At 37.0% G+C, this 19,693-nt stretch carries 18 protein-coding genes; 14 read left to right on the top strand and 4 right to left on the bottom strand.

All coding sequences use genetic code 11. From position 1 onward, the window contains the following. Positions 1-116: 116 nt before the first annotated feature. Together VH441_RS02410 and VH441_RS02405 are read right to left on the bottom strand one after the other, a co-directional pair. Positions 117-635, bottom strand: coding sequence for a hypothetical protein (locus tag VH441_RS02410; RefSeq protein ID WP_434353896.1), 519 nt, complete (start codon positions 633-635; stop codon positions 117-119). Positions 636-791: 156 nt separating this feature from the next. After that, positions 792-1,790, bottom strand: coding sequence for a CNNM domain-containing protein (locus VH441_RS02405; RefSeq protein WP_434354342.1), 999 nt, complete (start codon positions 1,788-1,790; stop codon positions 792-794). Between the two features lie 465 nt (positions 1,791-2,255). Here VH441_RS02405 and yajC point away from each other — a divergent pair, with 465 nt between their 5' ends. The 14 genes from yajC to VH441_RS02335 all read left to right on the top strand — a co-directional run bounded on the left by yajC (position 2,256) and on the right by VH441_RS02335 (position 16,162). Then, a complete protein-coding gene (gene yajC, locus VH441_RS02400; protein WP_434353895.1) occupies positions 2,256-2,585 on the top strand; it encodes a preprotein translocase subunit YajC in 330 nt (109 codons plus the stop codon). Positions 2,586-2,699: 114 nt separating this feature from the next. Continuing rightward, a complete protein-coding gene (gene secD, locus VH441_RS02395) occupies positions 2,700-4,580 on the top strand; it encodes a protein translocase subunit SecD (RefSeq protein WP_434353894.1) in 1,881 nt (626 codons plus the stop codon). Positions 4,581-4,592: 12 nt separating this feature from the next. Continuing rightward, a complete protein-coding gene (gene secF, locus VH441_RS02390; protein WP_434353893.1) occupies positions 4,593-5,771 on the top strand; it encodes a protein translocase subunit SecF in 1,179 nt (392 codons plus the stop codon). A gap of 118 nt (positions 5,772-5,889) precedes the next feature. Then, entirely contained in the window at positions 5,890-7,221 is a 1,332-nt protein-coding gene (locus VH441_RS02385) for an MATE family efflux transporter (protein WP_434353892.1), read from the top strand. A gap of 29 nt (positions 7,222-7,250) precedes the next feature. After that, complete coding sequence (locus tag VH441_RS02380) at positions 7,251-7,943, top strand: AzlC family ABC transporter permease (RefSeq protein WP_434353891.1); 693 nt, start codon at positions 7,251-7,253, stop codon at positions 7,941-7,943. Further along, on the top strand, positions 7,936-8,301 hold the full coding sequence (locus VH441_RS02375) for an AzlD domain-containing protein (protein WP_434353890.1): 366 nt from the start codon (positions 7,936-7,938) through the stop codon (positions 8,299-8,301). The genes VH441_RS02380 and VH441_RS02375 overlap by 8 nt, the downstream gene beginning before the upstream one ends. Positions 8,302-8,455: 154 nt before the next feature. Beyond that, the gene (locus VH441_RS02370) at positions 8,456-8,935 is read left to right on the top strand and encodes an Rrf2 family transcriptional regulator (RefSeq protein ID WP_434353889.1); all 480 of its coding nucleotides are present in this window, start codon (positions 8,456-8,458) and stop codon (positions 8,933-8,935) included. Further along, positions 8,932-10,149, top strand: coding sequence for an IscS subfamily cysteine desulfurase (locus VH441_RS02365; protein WP_434353888.1), 1,218 nt, complete (start codon positions 8,932-8,934; stop codon positions 10,147-10,149). The genes VH441_RS02370 and VH441_RS02365 overlap by 4 nt, the downstream gene beginning before the upstream one ends. A gap of 68 nt (positions 10,150-10,217) precedes the next feature. After that, positions 10,218-11,756, top strand: coding sequence for a Fe-S cluster assembly protein SufB (sufB, locus tag VH441_RS02360; protein ID WP_434353887.1), 1,539 nt, complete (start codon positions 10,218-10,220; stop codon positions 11,754-11,756). 45 nt (positions 11,757-11,801) lie between these two features. After that, positions 11,802-12,548 carry a Fe-S cluster assembly ATPase SufC gene (gene sufC / locus VH441_RS02355; protein ID WP_434353886.1) on the top strand — a complete coding sequence of 249 codons (747 nt, stop codon included), beginning with the start codon at positions 11,802-11,804 and terminating at the stop codon, positions 12,546-12,548. A 92-nt stretch (positions 12,549-12,640) separates the two neighbouring features. Further along, positions 12,641-13,954, top strand: coding sequence for a Fe-S cluster assembly protein SufD (gene sufD, locus VH441_RS02350; RefSeq protein WP_434353885.1), 1,314 nt, complete (start codon positions 12,641-12,643; stop codon positions 13,952-13,954). 61 nt (positions 13,955-14,015) lie between these two features. Further along, positions 14,016-15,251: an aminotransferase class V-fold PLP-dependent enzyme gene (locus VH441_RS02345; protein ID WP_434353884.1), complete on the top strand. Its 1,236-nt coding sequence runs from the start codon at positions 14,016-14,018 to the stop codon at positions 15,249-15,251. A gap of 70 nt (positions 15,252-15,321) precedes the next feature. Next, positions 15,322-15,678 carry a HesB/IscA family protein gene (locus VH441_RS02340; RefSeq protein WP_434353883.1) on the top strand — a complete coding sequence of 119 codons (357 nt, stop codon included), beginning with the start codon at positions 15,322-15,324 and terminating at the stop codon, positions 15,676-15,678. 70 nt (positions 15,679-15,748) lie between these two features. Next, a complete protein-coding gene (locus tag VH441_RS02335) occupies positions 15,749-16,162 on the top strand; it encodes a SufE family protein (RefSeq protein WP_434353882.1) in 414 nt (137 codons plus the stop codon). Positions 16,163-16,294: 132 nt separating this feature from the next. Here VH441_RS02335 and VH441_RS02330 read toward each other — a convergent pair whose 3' ends face one another. Further along, positions 16,295-16,729 carry an HIT domain-containing protein gene (locus tag VH441_RS02330; protein WP_434353881.1) on the bottom strand — a complete coding sequence of 145 codons (435 nt, stop codon included), beginning with the start codon at positions 16,727-16,729 and terminating at the stop codon, positions 16,295-16,297. 133 nt (positions 16,730-16,862) lie between these two features. Continuing rightward, positions 16,863-19,496 (bottom strand): aminopeptidase N, encoded by a 2,634-nt coding sequence (pepN, locus tag VH441_RS02325; RefSeq protein WP_434353880.1) that lies wholly within the window; start codon positions 19,494-19,496, stop codon positions 16,863-16,865. Between the last annotated feature and the right edge of the window lie 197 nt (positions 19,497-19,693).

The following is a 19,693-nucleotide window of genomic DNA, read 5'->3' as shown; positions in this document are numbered from 1 at the left end:
ATCCTACAAATTTAAAAACTAAAATTATATGGGTGTCATGTCCGCATAATAATTAATAAGGGATATAAACAAGTTTTAAGTTATTTATACCCCTTTATTTAATTGAAATCAAATAATCATTGTTTGCTAGTCACTTGTGCAACTGACCTCAACAAAACAACGTTGTTATTACTTAATGAAAATTTTGCATCTGATTTTGTTACAAATTGAAAAGGCTTACCATTTTTTAAGTAACTTTCTTTAGTAGTAACTTTGGCAGAGGCTTTGTCATCATCAATGATAACAATATTAGAAATCTGTATGCTATATTTGTAATTACTGGTTTTATTCCAACTACGCTGCAACAGTTTTAAATATCCATTTTTATCTAAGCTTGTTCTTTCGCCATTGCCAGATAAAGAAATAATGGCATCATCAGATACCAAATCTGCGATTCTACCAATATTTTGGCTATTTGCAGCTTGGCGCATATTTTGCGCATATTGGTTAACTTGGTTTTTATCGATTGCGGCTTGCGCAGTTGATACATAGGTAATAGCAGTACCTGCAAGTAACACCGTGGTTGTTACTTTTAATGCACCAGCAAGAAAGCCACTACTCAACATTTTTTTTGCAGTGTGTGTTAACTTTTTCATTTTACCTTAATCCTTGTTGTCTATTCACAACGCCATTTGGCAAGAAATCGTAATAAAGTATTATTTGGTTAATCATACTATATCAAAAAAATGTCACAGGCGTGTATAAAGCTTGTATTGGTTTTTATCAGGTGCCTTAAAAAAGTTAACCGATACTTAATTTTTATGCTCTTCATCCTCTTCTGCATCTTGTACTTGCATGCCTAAGCGCTCTACCCGTTTTTCCATTAGCTGTTTTGCAAGCTCTTGCATGTCTTCTACTCTATCAATCTCATCAACAATTTCTAAACCTAATAAAGTTTCTAAAACATCTTCTAATGTCACCAATCCTTTTACTTCACCATATTCTCCAACAACCAAACTAATATGGATTCTGTCTTTTAGCATTAAATCAAGCAGGTCAAACAAACGCATTTTATTAAAAACAAAATTCATATCACGAGAATATTGTGATAACGGCTGGTTTAAATGACCATTTGCTTTGGCAAGCAACAAGTCTGTTTTTAACACAAACCCAGTCACACTATCTAACTCTTGATCATAAATTGGGAGTCGAGAAAAACTAAGCTTAGGACGATTAGCAAAAACTTCTGCTACAGTTTCAGTTTGTTCAAACGCTAAAATAACCGAGCGTGGCGTCATGATGTCTTCAACTTTTAATGCGCCAAATGCCAATAAGTTACGAATAATACGAGATTCTAATGGATCAATATGACCCGACTCTTCTCCCACACTTGCTAAAGCGGCAAACTCTGTACGGCTAAACTCGTCTAGCTCTTTATCTTTAACCAGCAACTTGGTTAAACGTTCTGATAACCAAATGATAGGGAACAATACAATGATAATGGCCCTTACAAAATAGCCAACAAAGCTACTTAATTGTCGCCAGTAAACTGTGCCCAGCGTTTTAGGGATAATTTCAGAAAGTGTTAAAATAGCCAATGTCATTACGGCTGAAAAAACACCAAACCAAGCACTACCAAATACAATAGTAGCTTGCGCTCCTGCACCAATAGACCCCATGGTATTGGCAATCGTGTTAAGCGTTAAAATAGCGGCTAACGACTGATCAACTTTATCTTGCTTGAGTGTTTTTAGCATTTCAGACTTTTTAGGATCAGTCTCTTTAATGTCTGCAATGTATGAGGGTGTCATACTAAGTAAAGTAGATTCAGCTAATGAACAGGCAAAAGAAACGCCAACCGCCATTAAAACAAAAATGACAAGCAAAACCACATTAATGGTTGTGGCTTCTGTCGCACTTGCAAATGCGGTTACTGGTACAAAAAATAAAGAAAGAAAAATAAAGTGGAAGGGTTTTGTTTTCATTTTTGTTAATTGGATGATTCTTTGAATAAAAAATTTTGAAATGTTATAAACAGGTTATGAGGTTAGTGTTTAAATATATAAGAGTAAATAATTAGCTCATCATAAATCATAATACCGGTTACTTACAAGAGAATTAATAAGCAATTTATAATATAATGGACTCATTGTGTGATTAACTGTTACTAAATGCTACTTTTTTTGGTAGTATGCTTGTTTAATTTTTTAATTGTGTATCCATATAAAAGATACCCAAACACTTTTTAATGTTAATTTTTATAGAGTTTTTAGATTATGATGTTATTTATCCAAGCTGCCCATGCAGCAGATGCCGCTACTACCCCAATGGGTCAAGCAATCTCTTTTTTACCAATGATTTTAATGTTGGTTGTATTTTACTTTTTCTTAATTCGTCCTCAACAAAAACGTGCAAAAGAACATAAAGCAATGACAGAAAGCCTAGCAGCAGGTAGCGAAGTGGTTTTTGCAGGTGGTTTAATGGGTAAAATTAAATCAGTAGAAGGCGAATACGCCGTGGTTAGCTTAAACCCAACCAATGAAATTAAGATACAAAAAGCATCTGTTATTTCTGTTTTACCTAATGGTACATTAGACAGCCTGTAATTTATCAAACCTAGGTTGGATATTAAAAAATGGGAAGTTAAAAACTGAGAGGATATTTAATTGTTATTAATGCAGTTGGTATGCTCTCATTCTCCGTTATATTAAGAAACTATTATGCATTACGCCAATTGGAAATACTTTGTCATCGCTATTGTCTTAGCTATTTCAGGACTATACGCCCTACCCAATTTGTACCCTGATGAACCAGCCGTACAAATTACCAGCAGTTCAGCAGGTACAGAATTATCTCAAAGTGTATTAGAGCAGTCTCAATCTTTGCTTGAGTCGGCAGGGATAGAGTACCATGATTCTAGCTTAGAAAATAACAGTGCCCTCCTCCGTTTAGACTCTTCTGAAGAACAGCTTAAAGCACAGGAAGTTTTACGCAAAAAACTCGGAGACAACTATGTTGTTGCTTTAAACCTTGCCCAAACAACGCCGTCATGGCTAGCAAAAATTGGTGCTAAACCGATGAAGCTGGGGCTGGATTTACGTGGTGGTGTACGCTTTGTTTTAGAAGTAGATATGGATAAGGCCTTGGAAGGAAGGCTAGAAACCGCTGCTCGTGAAGCCCGCCAAAATTTACGTAACGAAAGCATTAGTGTCAACGGTTTAAAACAAGAAGCACGTGGTTTGTTGCTCCATTTTACAGATACAGCAACGCGTGATACTGCAAAAAATGTACTGCAGTCTAGCATGGGTAACAAATTTACCTTGCAATCGATTATAGATGAACAAGGCGCTGCTTTAAAAATGGACTATAATGATTTCGCACTTAATGAAATCAATGAATATGCCGTTGGTCAAAACTTAACCACCATGCGTAACCGTATTGCAGAGCTTGGTGTTGCTGAAGCGTTAGTGCAATCACAGGGTGAAAACCGTATTGTGATTGAACTGCCTGGTGTACAAGATACGGCGCAAGCAAAACGAGTTATTGGGCGTACTGCCAACCTTGAGTTTAGAATGGTTGCCGATAATGCAGATGGTTTTGCTGGAGGCATTCCACCGGCAGGCACAGAAGCTTATCCATTTGAAACACTAGATGGTCCTTTAGTTTTACTAAACCGCCAAGCGATTGTAACGGGTGATAAAGTACAAAATGCCCAAACAGGTATTGACCAAGAAAGCGGACAATCAGAAGTTAACATCACCTTGGATACCGCAGGTGGTAAGCTGATGCAAAATGCAACCAGTGCTTCTGTTGGTAAGCAAATGGCAGTATTGTTTATTGAAAATAAACAAAAGATTTCTTATGAAACTGATCCAGCAACTGGAGAAGTTAAAGAAGTACGCACACCGTATGCCGAAACTAAAATCATCAACCGTGCAACTATTCAGGCTGTACTGGGCTCATCATTTCGTATTACAGGGTTAGACAGTGCAGAAGAAGCTTCTGAATTGGCGCTTTTATTACGCTCTGGTGCTTTAGCAGCACCTATGTACTTTGTAGAAGAACGCACCATTGGTCCGTCACTTGGGCAAGAAAATATTGATAAAGGTTTATTCTCAACTCAAATTGGGTATTTGGCTGTATTCATATTTATGATTATCTTTTATCGTATGTTTGGTGTTATCGCCAATATCGCATTAGCAATTAACGTCATCATCATTGTTGCAATTATGTCTATGTTAGGTTCTGCCCTCACCTTGCCAGGTATTGCAGGTGTTGTATTAACCATTGGTATGGCGGTGGATGCAAACGTGCTGATTTTTGAGCGGATACGTGAAGAACTAGCCAGTGGTGCAAAAGCAAAATCGGCTATTGTGGCAGGTTTTGATCGAGCGTTTAGTAGTATCTTTGATGCTAACATTACCACACTATTGGTTGCATTTATCTTATTTGCGATTGGTTCTGGTCCCATTAAAGGGTTTGCCGTTACGCTTGCTATCGGTATCATTAGCTCCTTGTTTACCGCTATTTTGGTAACACGTGCTTTGGTACAAATTTTTTACGGTAAACGTAAAAATATTAAACGTTTAAGTATCGGTTAATAGGAGAAAATCATGACAGAAGAAAACAAAAATTCAGGTAATGCTCCTACTTCAACCACGGTTAATAACGAGCAAAAAACCCATCGTAATCGCAATAAACCACGCCGTAACGGTAAAGGTAGCAATGTACAAGCCAACCAAGTTGTTTCTCAAAACAAGTCGGCTACCAATACCACACAAGTGGATGAGGCATTGTTAGAACAGGCGGATGAAGCCGCGATTGCTGAAGGTGGCGTTAAAGCTATTGGTGATAAACGTATCATCGATTTTATGAAAATTGAAAAACCTATGGTAATCATATCTGGGTTGCTGGTACTCATTGCTTTGGGCGCTATTTTATTTAAAGGTTTAAATCTTGGCTTAGATTTTACAGGTGGTGTTTCTGCCGATGTTAGGTATGAAAACCCTGTTGAGCAAACGGTGGTGGTGCAAGCACTAGCAGATAACGGTTTTGATGATTCAGTTGTGCAGTATTTAGGTACACGTCAAGAGCTGTTAGTGCGTTTGCCTCCGCAAGATGTTGATGCAGAAGGTCTGACAGAACGTTTAAATAACGCCCTTGATATTAATGGTAATAATGCCGATATCGAAAGCATTAACATTATTGGTAGCCAAGTTGGTAGCGAGGTATACTTAAACTCATTAATGGCAATTGGTTTAGCTCTGGCTTGTATGCTGGTGTATGTTGCTGTTCGTTTCCAATTTAAGCTATCGGTTGGTGCGGTTTTAGCACTTTTCCATGATGCAATTATTACCATTGGTGTGTTTGCCTTATTCGGCTGGCCGTTTGATTTAACGGTATTGGCTGCTGTGCTTGCCTTAATTGGTTACTCTCTTAACGATACCATTGTTGTTTATGATCGAATTAGAGAAAACTTTCGTCGTATACGCGGTGTTGGTCCACGCCAAGTTATCAATGTTTCACTGACCGAAACTTTGCGTCGTACTTTTATGACAAGTATGACGGTACTATTGGTTATTTGGGCGATGATGTTTTTAGGTGGTGATGGCCTATTCTGGTTCTCAGTTGCTTTGTTTATTGGTATGGTTGCTGGTACGTATTCATCTGTTTATATCGCCAGTGCCATCCCATTGATGATGGGCTTAACTCGTGATGACTTTGTTGTTAAAGTTAAACCAGAATTTGCTGAAGAAGTGGTGAGTTTTAATGACCCAAAAGCATTAGACTAAACTAAAACCTAACTCTTAAAAGTTGTTAAAGCACCTATCAGTACTCTGTGTAGGTGCTTTATTTTATAAACTGTTTATTTTTTTGCTTTACTTACAATTGTAAAATAATTATAAAATTATGAATATTAGCTATAAACGTATTATTAGCATTGCAATACCCGTTGTTTTTGCAAACCTTGCTATGCCAATACAAAACCTTATTGATACAGCAATTGTGGGGCATTTTAATGACCCATTTAAACTGGCTGGTCTTGGGTTATCTATGCAAGTTATTGCTTTATTACTGGTTAGCTTTAATTTTTTACAATACGCCTCTTCTGGTTTATCCGCCCAAGCCGTTGGTCAGTACGGTCAAGACAACAAAGGTGCGAACACAAAACTTTTGGCAATATTACAGCGTGCGCTGTTACTTGCTTTAATCATCGGATTTTTTCTTTTATTACTGCGTCAATGGTTAATACCTTTTGCTTTAAAGATACTTTCTGCAAATCAAAGTAATGGGTTGGTAGCAAAACAATATCTTGAAATTAGGTTTTTTGGTTTTATTGCCGAACTATTTAATTATGCATTCTTAGGGTGGTTTGCAGGTATGGGCAAAACCAAAATAATGCTTTATCTGCAAAGTTTTATCGCCGTCAGTAATATTATATTAACCATGGTTTTTGTTTTTATACTTAACCTAGGTATTAAAGGAGTTGCCTTAGGTACGGTCATCGCTTATTGGTTATCTGTTTTATTGGCATTTATTTTTGTTGTAAGACACTTAAAGGTTAAATTAACCGATATATTTAAAATTAATTGGCAGCAGCCTAATATTAATGCATTGGCTAGCCTACTTTCTCTTAATAAAGATATTTTTATTCGCACCCTACTGTTAACGCTAAGCTTTGCTTGGATAACAAAACTGGCTGCACAAAGTGGTGATCTTGTATTGGCAACACATGCTTGTTTTTTACAAGTTTTATATATTTCTGCTTTTGCTTTAGATGGCATTGCCGTGGCAACTGAAACTTTATCTGGTCAAAGCTATGCAAGTAAAAATCGTTTTTACTTTTTACAAGTTTTGAAAAAAACCGGCATTATTAGCTATCTCTTAGCGATTTTTCTATCTTTCTTATGGTGGTTGTTTTACCCGCAGTTTATAAGCTTAATGACTAACATAAATGATATAAAAATTATGGCAGTTCAATATAAATGGTACGCTATTTTTATCCCAGTTATTGGTGTGGGTGCCTATTGGTTAGATGGCGTATTATTTGGGCTAACCGCCGGTAAAGAAATAAGAAAAACAGCAACATTGGTCGCCTTAATGTTCTTCCCCACTAGCTATCTGTTATATCATATATTTGGAGCCCAAGGAATTTGGCAAAGTGTTTGGCTAATTTTATTGTTAAGATTGATGATTTTATCAATATTTTTATACAAAAAAATGTTAAAATCTGCTGCTTGATTTAATGACTTTTTAGTAAATAACAATAAATGCAAAAATCAGAAATACATCAAACAGATTGGAAAAAAGGGTTCTCTTATAGTTTGCCAGTTGCCATGGGCTATTTGCCAGCTGGCATTGCTTTTGGCGTACTTGCTCAAGTGGCCGGCATTCCATTATGGGCATCGATAATGCTGAGTGTCGTTTTGTTTGCCGGGGCGGCTCAATACGCTTGTATTCCGATGCTCGCTTCTGGAATCCCTCTGTCTCAATTAGGTACTAACATTGCTGCAATTAATTTACGTCATGTATTTTATGGTTTGCCACTATTGCAACAACTACCAACAAATATATTAGCACGCACCTATTGCCTATTTGCATTAACGGATGAGACTTTTTCTGTTTTGACTAGCCTACCTAAAAATGAGCGTCAAGCAGTTATGCTGCCTGTCAGTCTCTTTAATCAGTCTTGGTGGGTATTGGCAACGATTATTGGTGGGTTATTAGGCAATATTTTGGGCGATATGATACCCCACCTTGATTTTGCCCTTATTTGTTTGTTTGTGATTTTAGCCTATGAACAATTTAAAGCGGTTAACAGCTTCTTCCCTATTTTTGTTGCCTTTGCCAGCATTATAGTAGCATTACCGTTTGCATCAGATTGGCTATTGCTAACATCTATTGGGCTTAGCACTATCATTATTTTGGTAGTTGCAAAATTTAAAGGAGCCAGCGATGAGTAGCAGCTACCTTATTTTGGCAGCTTTAGTAATGGCTGGTGTTACTTTTGTGACTCGTGCAGTACCTGTGCTGATTCCCAAAAAAATATTAGATAAACCTTGGTTGCATCAATTAAATGAAAACCTGCCCTTGGCTGTTATGGTACTTTTAATTTTGGTCAGTTTAACTTATCCAAGTTTTGATACAGCCACCAGTTTATTTGATTTAAAAGATACAAATACTCAGCTTTTTGTTGCGCAAGTCATGACGTTATTTATGGTTTTGGCGTTGTATCATTTTACACGACAGCTTTTTATTTGCATGATTTTAGGCATTGCAATTTTAAATGCGTTGTTATGGCTTATTAGCCAAATTATTTAAAGCTTTTTGTGTAACAATACAAATTTTAAATAAGGATTGATAACTGATTTCTCCATGTTTTTAAAACTTGACTGTTTTAGTCAGGATTAGTATAATTCATGAAAAATACGAAAGGTAATTGCCTTTTAATTATGATACTAAACTGGAGTTATCAATGCGTTTAACAACTCGTGGAAGATATGCAGTTACAGCCTTATTAGATTTGGCATTACAACAAAGCCAACATGACAGTGCAATTTCATTGTCAGACATTGCAACAAGACAGTCTATTTCTATTTCTTATTTAGAGCAGTTGTTTTCTAAATTACGTAAAAAAGGCATTGTTAGCAGTACCCGTGGTGCAGCTGGTGGTTATAAAATCGCCAAACCACTAAATGAAGTGGATGTAATGAGCATTATTACAGCGGTAGATGAGTCTATTAATGCAACTAAATGCGAAGGCAAAGGCAACTGCCATGGCGGTGCTGTTTGCTTAACACACGATCTTTGGTATGACTTATCTAATCATATTGAAGCTTATTTAACAAAAATTACTTTGGCACAATTATTAGATATGGACAGCGTGCATGCTGTTAATGAACGCCAAATTAATACAGTAGAATTACTAACTAAAAATGAGGCACAACCTGTATGACAACTTTGAGGAATGGCGGTTTGATTTATCTTGACTATGCCGCCACTACTCCTGTAGATAAAAGAGTTGCAGATAAAATGATTAATTGCTTAACCATTGATGGGGTGTTTGGAAACCCAGCATCTCGCTCACATGGGTTTGGTTGGCAAGCAGAAGAAGCGGTTGAAACGGCAAGAATACAAATTGCAGAAACAATAAATGCTGACCCCAGAGAAATTATCTTTACCTCTGGCGCAACCGAGTCTGATAATTTAGCAATTAAGGGTATAGCCGAGGCATACCAAGACCTTGGCAAACACATCATTACAAGCCAAATTGAGCATAAAGCGGTATTAGATAGTTGCCACTATCTAGAACAACAAGGCTTTGAGGTAACTTATTTAAAACCTCAACAAGGCACTGGGCTAATTTTACCAGAACAAGTGTTAGAAGCTTTACGTGATGATACGGTGTTAATCAGCCTAATGATGGTAAATAATGAGATTGGTACAATTACCGATATCGATGCCATTGGAAAAATAGCTAAAAAAGCTGGCGTGTTTTTTCATGTGGATGCCGCTCAAGGTATTGGTAAGCTACCAGTAGACATGCAAAAACTAAATGTTGACTTAATGAGTATGTCAGGGCATAAAGCATACGGTCCTAAAGGTATTGGTGCTTTATATGTACGTATTGTTGATGATAAACCAAGAATTAAATTAACGGCGCAACAACATGGTGGTGGGCACGAATTTGGCATGCGCTCAGGCACGTTAGCAACACATCAAATTGTTGGAATGGGTACTGCTTTTGATATTTTAAAACAAGACTTTGATAAAGACCAAAAACACATCAAACAACTAAGAGATAAGTTTTGGTCTGGTTTACAAGATATTAAAGGTATTCATTTAAATGGTGATATAGAAAATGGTGTCGCAAATATCATTAATATTGGTTTTGACTTTGTAGAAGGTCAATCATTAATGATGTCGTTAAGTGGTCTTGCGGTTTCATCAGGTTCTGCTTGTAACTCGGCAAGTGTTAAACCTTCTTTTGTATTAACGGCAATTGGTTGTGATGAACAGCTTGCCAATAGCTCTATTAGATTTAGCTTTGGCAGGTTAACAACCGAACAAAATATTGATGATGCACTTATGCAAATACACGATGCAATCAATACATTAAGAGAACTATCACCTTTATGGCAACAACAAAGACAACAACAAAACAGTTAAGTTTTATTTTAACCCAAATAATATCAACAGTTTTTATTGATGTTAGACTAGGCAATTAGGTAATAATCATGGCATATGAAGAAATCGTTTCTGCTCAACAACCTGAGTGTGGTAGTTGTGGCGAAAAATCTTGCTCTGATACGCATCAGGAACAACAAACTAATAAAACCATTCATGCGCATTTGAATAAACATCAACAGTATCATGAAGGCTTTTTTACTGATGTAGACTCAACTACCCTTTCTCCAGGGCTGGATGAGGATAAAGTGCGTTTTATTTCTGAGCAAAAAGGCGAGCCTGAATGGATGACAGATTGGCGTTTATCTGCCTATCGTGCATGGCTAGAAATGGATGAACCAGATTGGGCTCATTTAAATTATGATAAGCCTGATTATGATGCTATTTCTTATTATTCGATCCCTAAAGATGCCGAAAAACATGTAGAAAAGTCTGACGAGTTGTCTGAAGAAATCCGTGATACTTATAAGCGTTTGGGCGTAAAGATTGATGAAGAAGATGACATCAAAAATGCTAAAGTTGCAGTTGATGCGGTATTTGACTCGGCATCTGTGATTACAACTTATCGTCAACAATTAGAAGAGTTAGGTATTATTTTTAAGCCTTTTAGTGAGGCTGTACATACCCATGCCGATATCATCAAAAAATATCTTGGGTCTGTTGTGGCAGTAGACGATAACTTTTTTTCTGCCTTAAACAGTGCCGTATTTGCAGCAGGCACTTTTGTTTATATTCCTAAAGGCGTTAAATGCCCAATGGATTTATCAACTTATTTCCGTATCAATCACCATGGTACTGGGCAATTTGAGCGAACTTTGGTTATTGCCGATGAAGGCAGTAGCGTAAGTTACTTAGAAGGCTGTACTGCCCCCATCCGTAAAGAAAACCAATTGCATGCCGCTGTCGTTGAGATTGTGGCGTTAGATAATGCTGAGATTAAATACTCTACCGTACAAAACTGGTACCCAGGTGATGAAAATGGCGATGGTGGTATTTACAACTTTGTAACTAAACGCGGTATGGCGTTTAACAATGCCAAAATTAGCTGGGCGCAGGTAGAAACCGGTTCTGCCATTACTTGGAAGTATCCAAGCTGTGTGTTAATGGGTGAAAACAGTGTTGGTGAGTTTTATTCTGTGGCATTAACAAAGCACAAACAGCAAGCAGATACCGGCACTAAGATGATCCATATCGGCAAAAACTCTAGCTCACTGATTGTGTCAAAAGGTATTTCTACCGCACAAAGTCAAAACACTTATCGTGGTTTAGTCAAAATGACTAAAAATGCCAAGCATGCACGTAACTTTACACAATGTGATTCGTTGTTGATTGGAGATAAATGTGGTGCCCATACCTTCCCATATATAGATAGCTATAATAGCTCGGCAACTGTAGAGCATGAGGCAACCACCTCTAAAGTTAGTGATGACCAACTGTTTTTATGCTTACAACGTGGGATTGAGCCAGAAAAAGCGGTATCTATGATTGTCAATGGATTCTGTAAAGAAGTATTCCAGCAATTGCCACATGAGTTTTCTGTCGAGGCGGCAGAGTTATTAGAAGCCAGTTTGGAAGGGTCTGTAGGTTAATCCCCACTACCCCATTATTATTTAAATTTTTATTGAGCAAGCAATATGTTAGAAGTAAAAGATTTAATCGCAAATGTTGAAGATAAAACAATTTTAAAAGGTCTTAACCTTTCTATCAAACCTGGTGAGGTTCACGCTATTATGGGACCAAATGGGGCTGGTAAAAGCACCTTGGGCAACATATTAACAGGTCGTGAAGGCTATGAAGTAGAGCAAGGCTCTGCCACGTTAAATGGAATAGATTTGTTTGAGCTAGAACCTGAAGAACGTGCCTGTGAGGGACTGTTTTTAGCATTTCAATACCCAGCTGAAATCCCCGGTATCAGTAATCTTGAGTTTTTACGTGCTTCATACAATAGCATGCGTCGCTACCATGGTGAGCCAGAACTGTCACAAATCGAGATGTTAAAACTTACCCGTGCTAAGTGTAAAGAAATTGGTATGAAAGAAGATTTCTTAAAACGTGGTGTGAATGAAGGTTTTAGCGGTGGCGAGAAAAAACGCAATGAAATTTTGCAAATGATGCTACTAGAACCTAAATTATGTATCCTAGATGAAACAGATTCTGGATTAGATATTGACGCACTGCAAGCGGTTGCAGAAGGTGTTAATAGTTTAAGAACGCCAGAACGCTCATTTATTGTGGTCACGCATTACCAACGATTGCTTGATTATATCGTGCCAGATTATGTACACATTTTAAGTGATGGAAAAATTGTAAAATCAGGTGATAAATCGCTGGCTTTAGACCTAGAAAACCATGGCTATGATTGGGTCATTGAAAACCGCTAATTTTTGTCGCTTTATTTTGATTTATTTATAATATGAGTGATATAAGTCGGTCATAACGCTTAAAATAAAAGTATCAACGAATAAGATAAACAATGAACACAAAAACAAATAACACTGTCATACCCCAACTTGTGGCACTCGCAACAGGCTTAAATAAAACAGATTGGCTGAGTGAATACCGCCAAACTCACATTGATGCGTTACAGCAGTCTGTATTTCCTCATGCAGGTGTTGAGCACTTTAAATATAACCGCATGGATGCTTTTTTAGATAAGCAATTTAATCTGGCAGAGAATGCGACAAATGAGCAGTTTGCTATCAACTTGTTAAAAAATGATAGTTTGCTGAGCACGCAAGTACGAGAACAAGTTGTTTTTGTAGATGGTGTATTTTCTGAATCGTTAAGTGCGCTTGGTAATCATCAAATTGTTACCTTTAACAAAGCTAATAGTACACAGCAAGCTAAGATTGTTGATATGCTTTCTAGCCATCGTGTTGAAAACAACCCATTTATTGTTGCTAATGCCTGTTTTACCGGGGTAAATAATAATGCCATTTTGATAGAAGCTAATCAATCAAGCCCTAACAGTATTATTGAAATCATTCATATTAACTCTAGCCGTAAAAACGATACCATTGTTAATTCTCAGGTATTAATTGATATTGCGGATGGGTGCAAAGCATCGGTAGTAAATCGCTGTTTAAGCGAAAACGATGATGATAGCAGATGTAACGTTTTATCAACTCAGCATAACATCATTAATATTGGCAAAAATGCAAGTTGCACTTACTATGACTTAACACTACCAAATAATAATGCGTTACATTTTGCCAGTACTTGCTATAACCTGCAATCAAATTGTCAGCTCGATTCATTTAATACGGCAACCGGCAGTACATTAAACAAAGTTGATATTGAAGTTAATCATCTTGGTGAACATGCCCAAGCAAACATTGATGGATTGTACGTTGCAAATAACCAGCAGCAAGTCGATTACCACACGACAGTTAATCATCCTCTACCAAATGGTAAAACAAATGAAAACTTTAGAGGGCTGGTAAACGGCAATGCCGAAGCAACCTTTAATGGGCGTATTCATATCTCGCCAGATGCACAAAAGACGCTTGCCGAGCTAAGCAATAAAAACTTGCTTCTATCTGATGATGCCATTTTACACACCAAACCAGAGTTAGAAATTTATGCCGATGATGTCGTGTGTGCGCATGGTGCAACAGTAAGCCGACTAAATAATCGGTCTTTAAATTATTTAAGAGCACGTGGTATTGCCAAACAAGAGGCAGAAATGATGTTAAGCTATGCTTTTTTTGATGAATTGTTAGAAGAGCTTGTGCATCAAGAAATTGCTGAATACTTGCGCCCTATTTTATTTAAGCGTTTTGGATAACCTGTTAATATTTTGTTTATCGCTTAATAAAACTAGTAAAGCTTTAAAAGAGAACCTATAAATGAGTACCTTTGACGTTAATAAAATCCGCCAAGATTTTCCCATTCTTCACCAAGAAGTAAATGGACAACCACTTGTTTATTTGGATAATGCTGCCACTACGCAAAAACCACAGGCAGTTATTGATGCATTGGTGCATTACTATACATATGACAACTCAAATGTACACCGTGGTGCGCATACACTTGCTGACCGTGCTACCCGCCATTTTGAAGAGAGTCGTCAAACGGTTCAAAAATTTATTAATGCTAATTATGATGCCGAAATTATATGGACAAAAGGCACAACCGAAAGCATTAACATGGTGGCAAATAGTTTTTTACCTACCATTGCAAAAAAAGGTGGTAAAGTAATCGTATCAGAGCTAGAGCACCACGCTAACTTTGTGCCATGGCAACAACAATGTCTCAAGTTAGGGCTTGATTTTATTGTCATACCAGCAACAGCAGATGGCATGATTGACATGCAAGAATACGAGCGTCAGCTGGATGAGCATGTCATCATGGTAGCTGTAACTAATGTTGCCAACAGTTTGGGTACCATTCAGCCTGTCGAAAAAATTATTAAAATGGCGCATGCAGTAGGTGCAAAAGTATTAATTGATGGCGCCCAAGCTATATCGCATTTAAACGTTGATGTACAGAATTTAGGTTGTGATTTTTTTGCCTTTTCTGGGCACAAATTATTTGCCCCCACGGGCGTTGGTGTGTTGTACGGCAAGCGTGAATTGCTTGAGCAAATGGACGTTTACCAGATGGGCGGTGAGATGATTAAAGAAGTGAGCATTGAGCAAACAAGCTTTAATGTATTACCATTTAAGTTTGAAGCTGGCACACCTAACATTGCGGATGTTATTGGTTTAAAAGCGGCAATAGACTACTTAAATGCCATTGATGATAAGTATCCAAACGCACGTTATGAGCATGAAGAAGCACTTTCTAATCATTTATCCCAAAGAGCAACAGCCTTTGAGGGACTCACCCCTATCGGCGTTAATAATAAACGTGCTGGCGTACTAAGCTTTACGCTGAAAGGTATCCATTGTCATGATGTTTCTATGTTGTTAGATCAGCAAGGTATTGCTATTCGAACAGGACACCATTGCGCCATGCCAATTATGAACAAATTAAAGCTACCCGCTGGCACATTACGTGCATCTTTGTCTTTTTATAATACCAAACAAGATATTGACCGACTATTTGACGCGCTAGAAAAAGCAAAAACATTTTTAGGTTAATTTATATATAATAAACCTAATTTAATCCTTATTTATTATAATCACATATTACAAATTACTGGGGCAAATTATGAGTATTGAAGTATTCAACCCAATCTCGCAACAACCTATCCGTGTCACCGATACGGCAATTGAATTTTTTAAGAAAAAACTAAAAAATCAAGAAATTCAATCTATCCGTATTTCTGTTAAAACAAGTGGTTGTGCTGGCTATTCTTATGTTATTGACTATGGTGAACAATCCGAAAAAACAGATAGCGAACACAATTTTGATGGTGTTAAAATCTTTGTTTCAGAGCAAGCGCTTAAAATGATTGTTGGTAGTGAAATTGACTTAAAGCAAGAAGGTTTAAACAAGTCAATCGTGTTTAATAACCCAAATGTTACTGCAAGCTGTGGGTGTGGAACAAGTTTTACGACCGAATAATAATTTAAGCATAACTGGATATTAATCCATTAAAGCAGTAGCTTTGGAAAATTTATTAAGAGAGAGACCTATGGCAGTTTTAGGAAAAGACATCACTGCAGAAGATATTTTAGATCAAATGTCATTTTTTGATAGTTGGGAAGAGAAATACGCATTTATCATTGATTTAGGCAAGCAATTACCAGTGTGTGAAAACTGTGATTGTATTGAAAAAAATGTAGTTAAAGGTTGCCAGAGTCAAGTTTGGATTACCAGCTTTAAACATGAAGATAAATTCACATTTCGAGCGAATAGTGATGCCATTATTGTTAAAGGGCTACTGGCAATTATTATTGCTGCTTATAACTTTAAGAGCAGTGCTGAAATATTAGCCTTTGATATTGAAGACTATTTTGCTCAATTAGACTTGTTGCAACATATTAGTAATGTGCGTGGTAACGGTTTAAAAGCTATGGTTGATAGAGTAAGAAGCTTGGTTGCCTAAAAATTAAAAGTTTTTAGTCACTCTTTATTAGGCACGGGTTGAAAAATCGGATTGTATTTATTAAAAAAGGAAAGGCATCAAACCTTTCCTTTTTTGTTTTAATCATAAAATAAAGACTAACTGGTTAAAAGATTAACTCATCTTCCATTCAAATGGCATCTCGTTATGCCCACGCAACGCCATCATCAATGTTTGTTGCATTTGTTGTAACACAGGTTGTGTATACTGCACTGCTGGCGTGCCCCATACAGGGTTTGGCCATTTACTATCATTTTGATAACGTACTATGTGATGAAAATGTAGCTGAGGTACTTGATTACCCAGCGCCGCCACATTCATTTTATCTGCCTGAAATGCTTTTGCCAACTGGCTTGATAACCAGCTAGATTCACGTAAAAACTGAACTTGATCAGCAGGTGTTAGCTCGTAAAGTTCAGTAACGCCAGGAACCCTAGGTACTAAAATTAACCATGGAAACTGGCAATCATTCATCAACCTTAATGTTGACAAAGGAAACTCGCCCACCAAAAAAGTATCTTGGGCTAATGTTTGGTGTAATTGAAACATAATTTATAAACCGAAATTAAAATATTAATAAGTTGTAATACCGCTATTTTAACAGTTATTTAACTTAAGCGATAGCACATCTAAGGTTAATCAGCATACTTTCACTACATGCTGATTATCCATTGCCTTATCATCACTCACTGATTGCTAAGATACTGTCTAAAGTTTCTACAACATTTTTTGAGGTAACTTGCGCTTTTAGTTGATTAAGCTGAGTTTGCGCCACCTCTTTTAGGGGCTGTATTAAAGTGTTCCAACGAGCCATTGGCTGTAACAAACGAGAAGCCAATGCTGGGTTTGACTTATCTAATTTTACAATGACCTCTAAATAAGTACGAAGCCCCTCATCAGACCACAATTTGACAGGTTGAGCGGCTAGCCCTCTCATAACAGCATTAATTCTATTCGGTGTACCCCAGTCAAACCTGTCATGGGTCAGTAATTGTTGAATTTGCTTTAAACTAATGGCATCTGAGCCTGCCTGTGCTGTAAACCACATATCAATAACCAATTCATTAGACTCAAAACGGTTGTAAAAATCCGTTAAGTAATCAGCCACATTTTCGGTTTGATAATCAATCATAGCAGCAAGTGCTCCAATACGTTCTGTCATGCAACTAGCTTGGTTGTATTGTTGACTTGCCAAGCTCATGCCTTCTTGTTTATCGGTTTGTACAAGCATGGCTAAAATAATGTTACGCAGCGCCCTCACCCCTTTAGCATATGGCGTATCTTCATAACTTTGCATAGGCAAATGATGGTATAAGTCAATCAAAGAATCTTGCATATGATGAGCAATTTTAGTCTTTAAAGCCGCTCTTTTTTGTTTGATAATACTTGGGTCATAATCTTTGTTGATTGAAGTCGCCATTTCTCGCTCGGCAGGTATATCAAACAAGCGAGCCGCTAGCATTGGGTCACTGCTTTGTGGATGCTTGACTAAGCTAATGACAGAATTTTTAATCGCATTTAAATATACATTTGTGTCTTTATCGTCGCTTAATACCATGTTTACAAGTATTTGAGCAGCTTGCCAACGGTTAAACCCATTGGTTTCATGTTCAATTAAAAATGCCAGCTCCTCGGCTGATTGTACAAAATCTAAATTTACAGGGGCAGAAAAATCACGCAATAGTGAAACAACCGGCTTAGTATTCACATCCAAATCTTCAAAAATGAAATCTTGATGTGCTTTTGTTAGCATTAACATTTTTTCTGCAATAATTTGCCCACTGTTTGCATCAAATAAGGCAGTAGAAACCGGAATCGGCAAAGGTTTTGGTGCGTCATAACCAGTAACATGACGTGTTTTTTGCGATAAACTGAGTGTTAAACTGCGATTAGTTTCATCAAAATGGCTGGTTGCACTTACTTTTGGAGTGCCAGGTTGACGATACCATGTGATAAAATCTGAAACCCTTGTATCAACAGAGCTTAATGCACTTAACCAGTCTTCAACCGTCACTGCTTTGCCATCATAGCGTTTAAAATATTCATCCGTACCTTTACGGTAATTTTCTTTACCCATCATATTTGCCATCATACGGCAAATTTCTGCCCCTTTTTCATAAACAGTAGCGGTATAAAAATTATTAATTTCAACAAAGCTTTCTGGCCTTACTGGGTGTGATAGTGCACCTGCATCTTCACTAAACTGTGCCGCACGTAATATGCTTACATCTTCGATACGTTGTACAGCAGGTGACTGATGATCAGCAGAAAAAGACTGATCTCTAAATACAGTTAAGCCTTCTTTTAAACACAGTTGAAACCAGTCACGGCAAGTGATGCGATTACCTGTCCAGTTATGAAAATATTCATGTGCAATAATTGCTTTAACACTAAAAGTGCGTGGGTCTGTTGTGGTTTCTGGAGTTGAAAGGACACAAGCGGTATTAAAAATATTTAATCCTTTGTTTTCCATCGCACCCATATTAAATTGACTGACTGCGACAATCATGTAACGATTCAAATCATACGTTCTACCATAATTTTCTTCATCCCATTTCATGGAATCTTTAAGCGCTTGCATGGCAACATCACATTTATCAATGTCTTCTTGTTTGGTATAAATTTCTAACAGGACTTCTCTTCCTTCAGATGTGATAAATTGATCTTGAATGACTTCAAGGTCTGCAATAACACAGGCAAAAAGATAACTTGGTTTTTTAGCAGGGTCTTGCCAAACGGCATAATGTCGGTTGCCAGCAAGCTCACCAGAGTCTATTAAATGCCCATTAGCAAGTAATGTTGGGTATTTTTTATCCGCCTCTACTCTTGTTATATATTTCGCTAGCACGTCTGGTCTGTCAGGAAAAAAGGTAATTTTACGGAAGCCTTCTGCCTCACATTGAGTAACAAACATGGTGTTTTTTTGATATTCGATACCATTGTTTTTACCATCACCAGCCATGTAAAGCCCTTCAAGTGATGTATTGTCTTGAGGCTTGATTTTAACCGATGTTTTTATTGTAACCTCATTTGGTAATGGACTACCGTTTGCTAATGAGTTAACGATTAATTGCTCGTCGTCTAGTTGATAATTGTTTGATGTCAACAATTGTCCATTAACCTCAATTGAAAGCAGCTCTAAGTCTCTCCCAAGTAATACTAAATCACCCTCTTCTTGTTTATGCATTTTAAGTTCGGCATCAACAACGGCGTGGTCGTCATACATCTTAATGTCCAGTTCTACCTCACTAACATTAAAGCAAGGTGCTTGATAATCTTTAAGATATATTTTATTTTTTGTTTGATTGTTACTCATAAGACTTCCAAATATTTAGCAATAAAACCTCTATTGTATCATTAATAAAATGATTAAAACTGTTTGAAACTTGTCTTTATTTTTGTTTCCTATAAGCATAAAAAATTGTTTAAGATTTGTGTTTTTTTAGCAGTAAGCTTTAAATTAAGCTACAATAGTTTTAGTCTAATGCTTACATTTAAATAAAAAGGAATAAT

This window comes from Psychrobacter sp. HD31, assembly GCF_051097895.1.
Lineage (GTDB): Bacteria > Pseudomonadota > Gammaproteobacteria > Pseudomonadales > Moraxellaceae > Psychrobacter.
This window is presented reverse-complemented; position numbering and strand designations above follow the sequence as displayed.

What these genes read in the sequence shown, in the direction of transcription:
- yajC (WP_434353895.1), top strand. Translation starts at nt 2,256, where the DNA reads ATGATGTTATTTATCCAAGCTGCCCATGCAGCAGATGCCGCTACTACC.
- VH441_RS02405 (WP_434354342.1), bottom strand. Translation starts at nt 1,790, where the DNA reads ATGACACCCTCATACATTGCAGACATTAAAGAGACTGATCCTAAAAAG.
- VH441_RS02330 (WP_434353881.1), bottom strand. Translation starts at nt 16,729, where the DNA reads ATGTTTCAATTACACCAAACATTAGCCCAAGATACTTTTTTGGTGGGC.
- VH441_RS02370 (WP_434353889.1), top strand. Translation starts at nt 8,456, where the DNA reads ATGCGTTTAACAACTCGTGGAAGATATGCAGTTACAGCCTTATTAGAT.
- VH441_RS02385 (WP_434353892.1), top strand. Translation starts at nt 5,890, where the DNA reads ATGAATATTAGCTATAAACGTATTATTAGCATTGCAATACCCGTTGTT.
- sufD (WP_434353885.1), top strand. Translation starts at nt 12,641, where the DNA reads ATGAACACAAAAACAAATAACACTGTCATACCCCAACTTGTGGCACTC.
- secF (WP_434353893.1), top strand. Translation starts at nt 4,593, where the DNA reads ATGACAGAAGAAAACAAAAATTCAGGTAATGCTCCTACTTCAACCACG.
- VH441_RS02365 (WP_434353888.1), top strand. Translation starts at nt 8,932, where the DNA reads ATGACAACTTTGAGGAATGGCGGTTTGATTTATCTTGACTATGCCGCC.
- pepN (WP_434353880.1), bottom strand. Translation starts at nt 19,496, where the DNA reads ATGAGTAACAATCAAACAAAAAATAAAATATATCTTAAAGATTATCAA.
- VH441_RS02340 (WP_434353883.1), top strand. Translation starts at nt 15,322, where the DNA reads ATGAGTATTGAAGTATTCAACCCAATCTCGCAACAACCTATCCGTGTC.
- VH441_RS02380 (WP_434353891.1), top strand. Translation starts at nt 7,251, where the DNA reads ATGCAAAAATCAGAAATACATCAAACAGATTGGAAAAAAGGGTTCTCT.
- VH441_RS02410 (WP_434353896.1), bottom strand. Translation starts at nt 635, where the DNA reads ATGAAAAAGTTAACACACACTGCAAAAAAAATGTTGAGTAGTGGCTTT.
- sufB (WP_434353887.1), top strand. Translation starts at nt 10,218, where the DNA reads ATGGCATATGAAGAAATCGTTTCTGCTCAACAACCTGAGTGTGGTAGT.
- secD (WP_434353894.1), top strand. Translation starts at nt 2,700, where the DNA reads ATGCATTACGCCAATTGGAAATACTTTGTCATCGCTATTGTCTTAGCT.
- sufC (WP_434353886.1), top strand. Translation starts at nt 11,802, where the DNA reads ATGTTAGAAGTAAAAGATTTAATCGCAAATGTTGAAGATAAAACAATT.
- VH441_RS02345 (WP_434353884.1), top strand. Translation starts at nt 14,016, where the DNA reads ATGAGTACCTTTGACGTTAATAAAATCCGCCAAGATTTTCCCATTCTT.
- VH441_RS02375 (WP_434353890.1), top strand. Translation starts at nt 7,936, where the DNA reads ATGAGTAGCAGCTACCTTATTTTGGCAGCTTTAGTAATGGCTGGTGTT.
- VH441_RS02335 (WP_434353882.1), top strand. Translation starts at nt 15,749, where the DNA reads ATGGCAGTTTTAGGAAAAGACATCACTGCAGAAGATATTTTAGATCAA.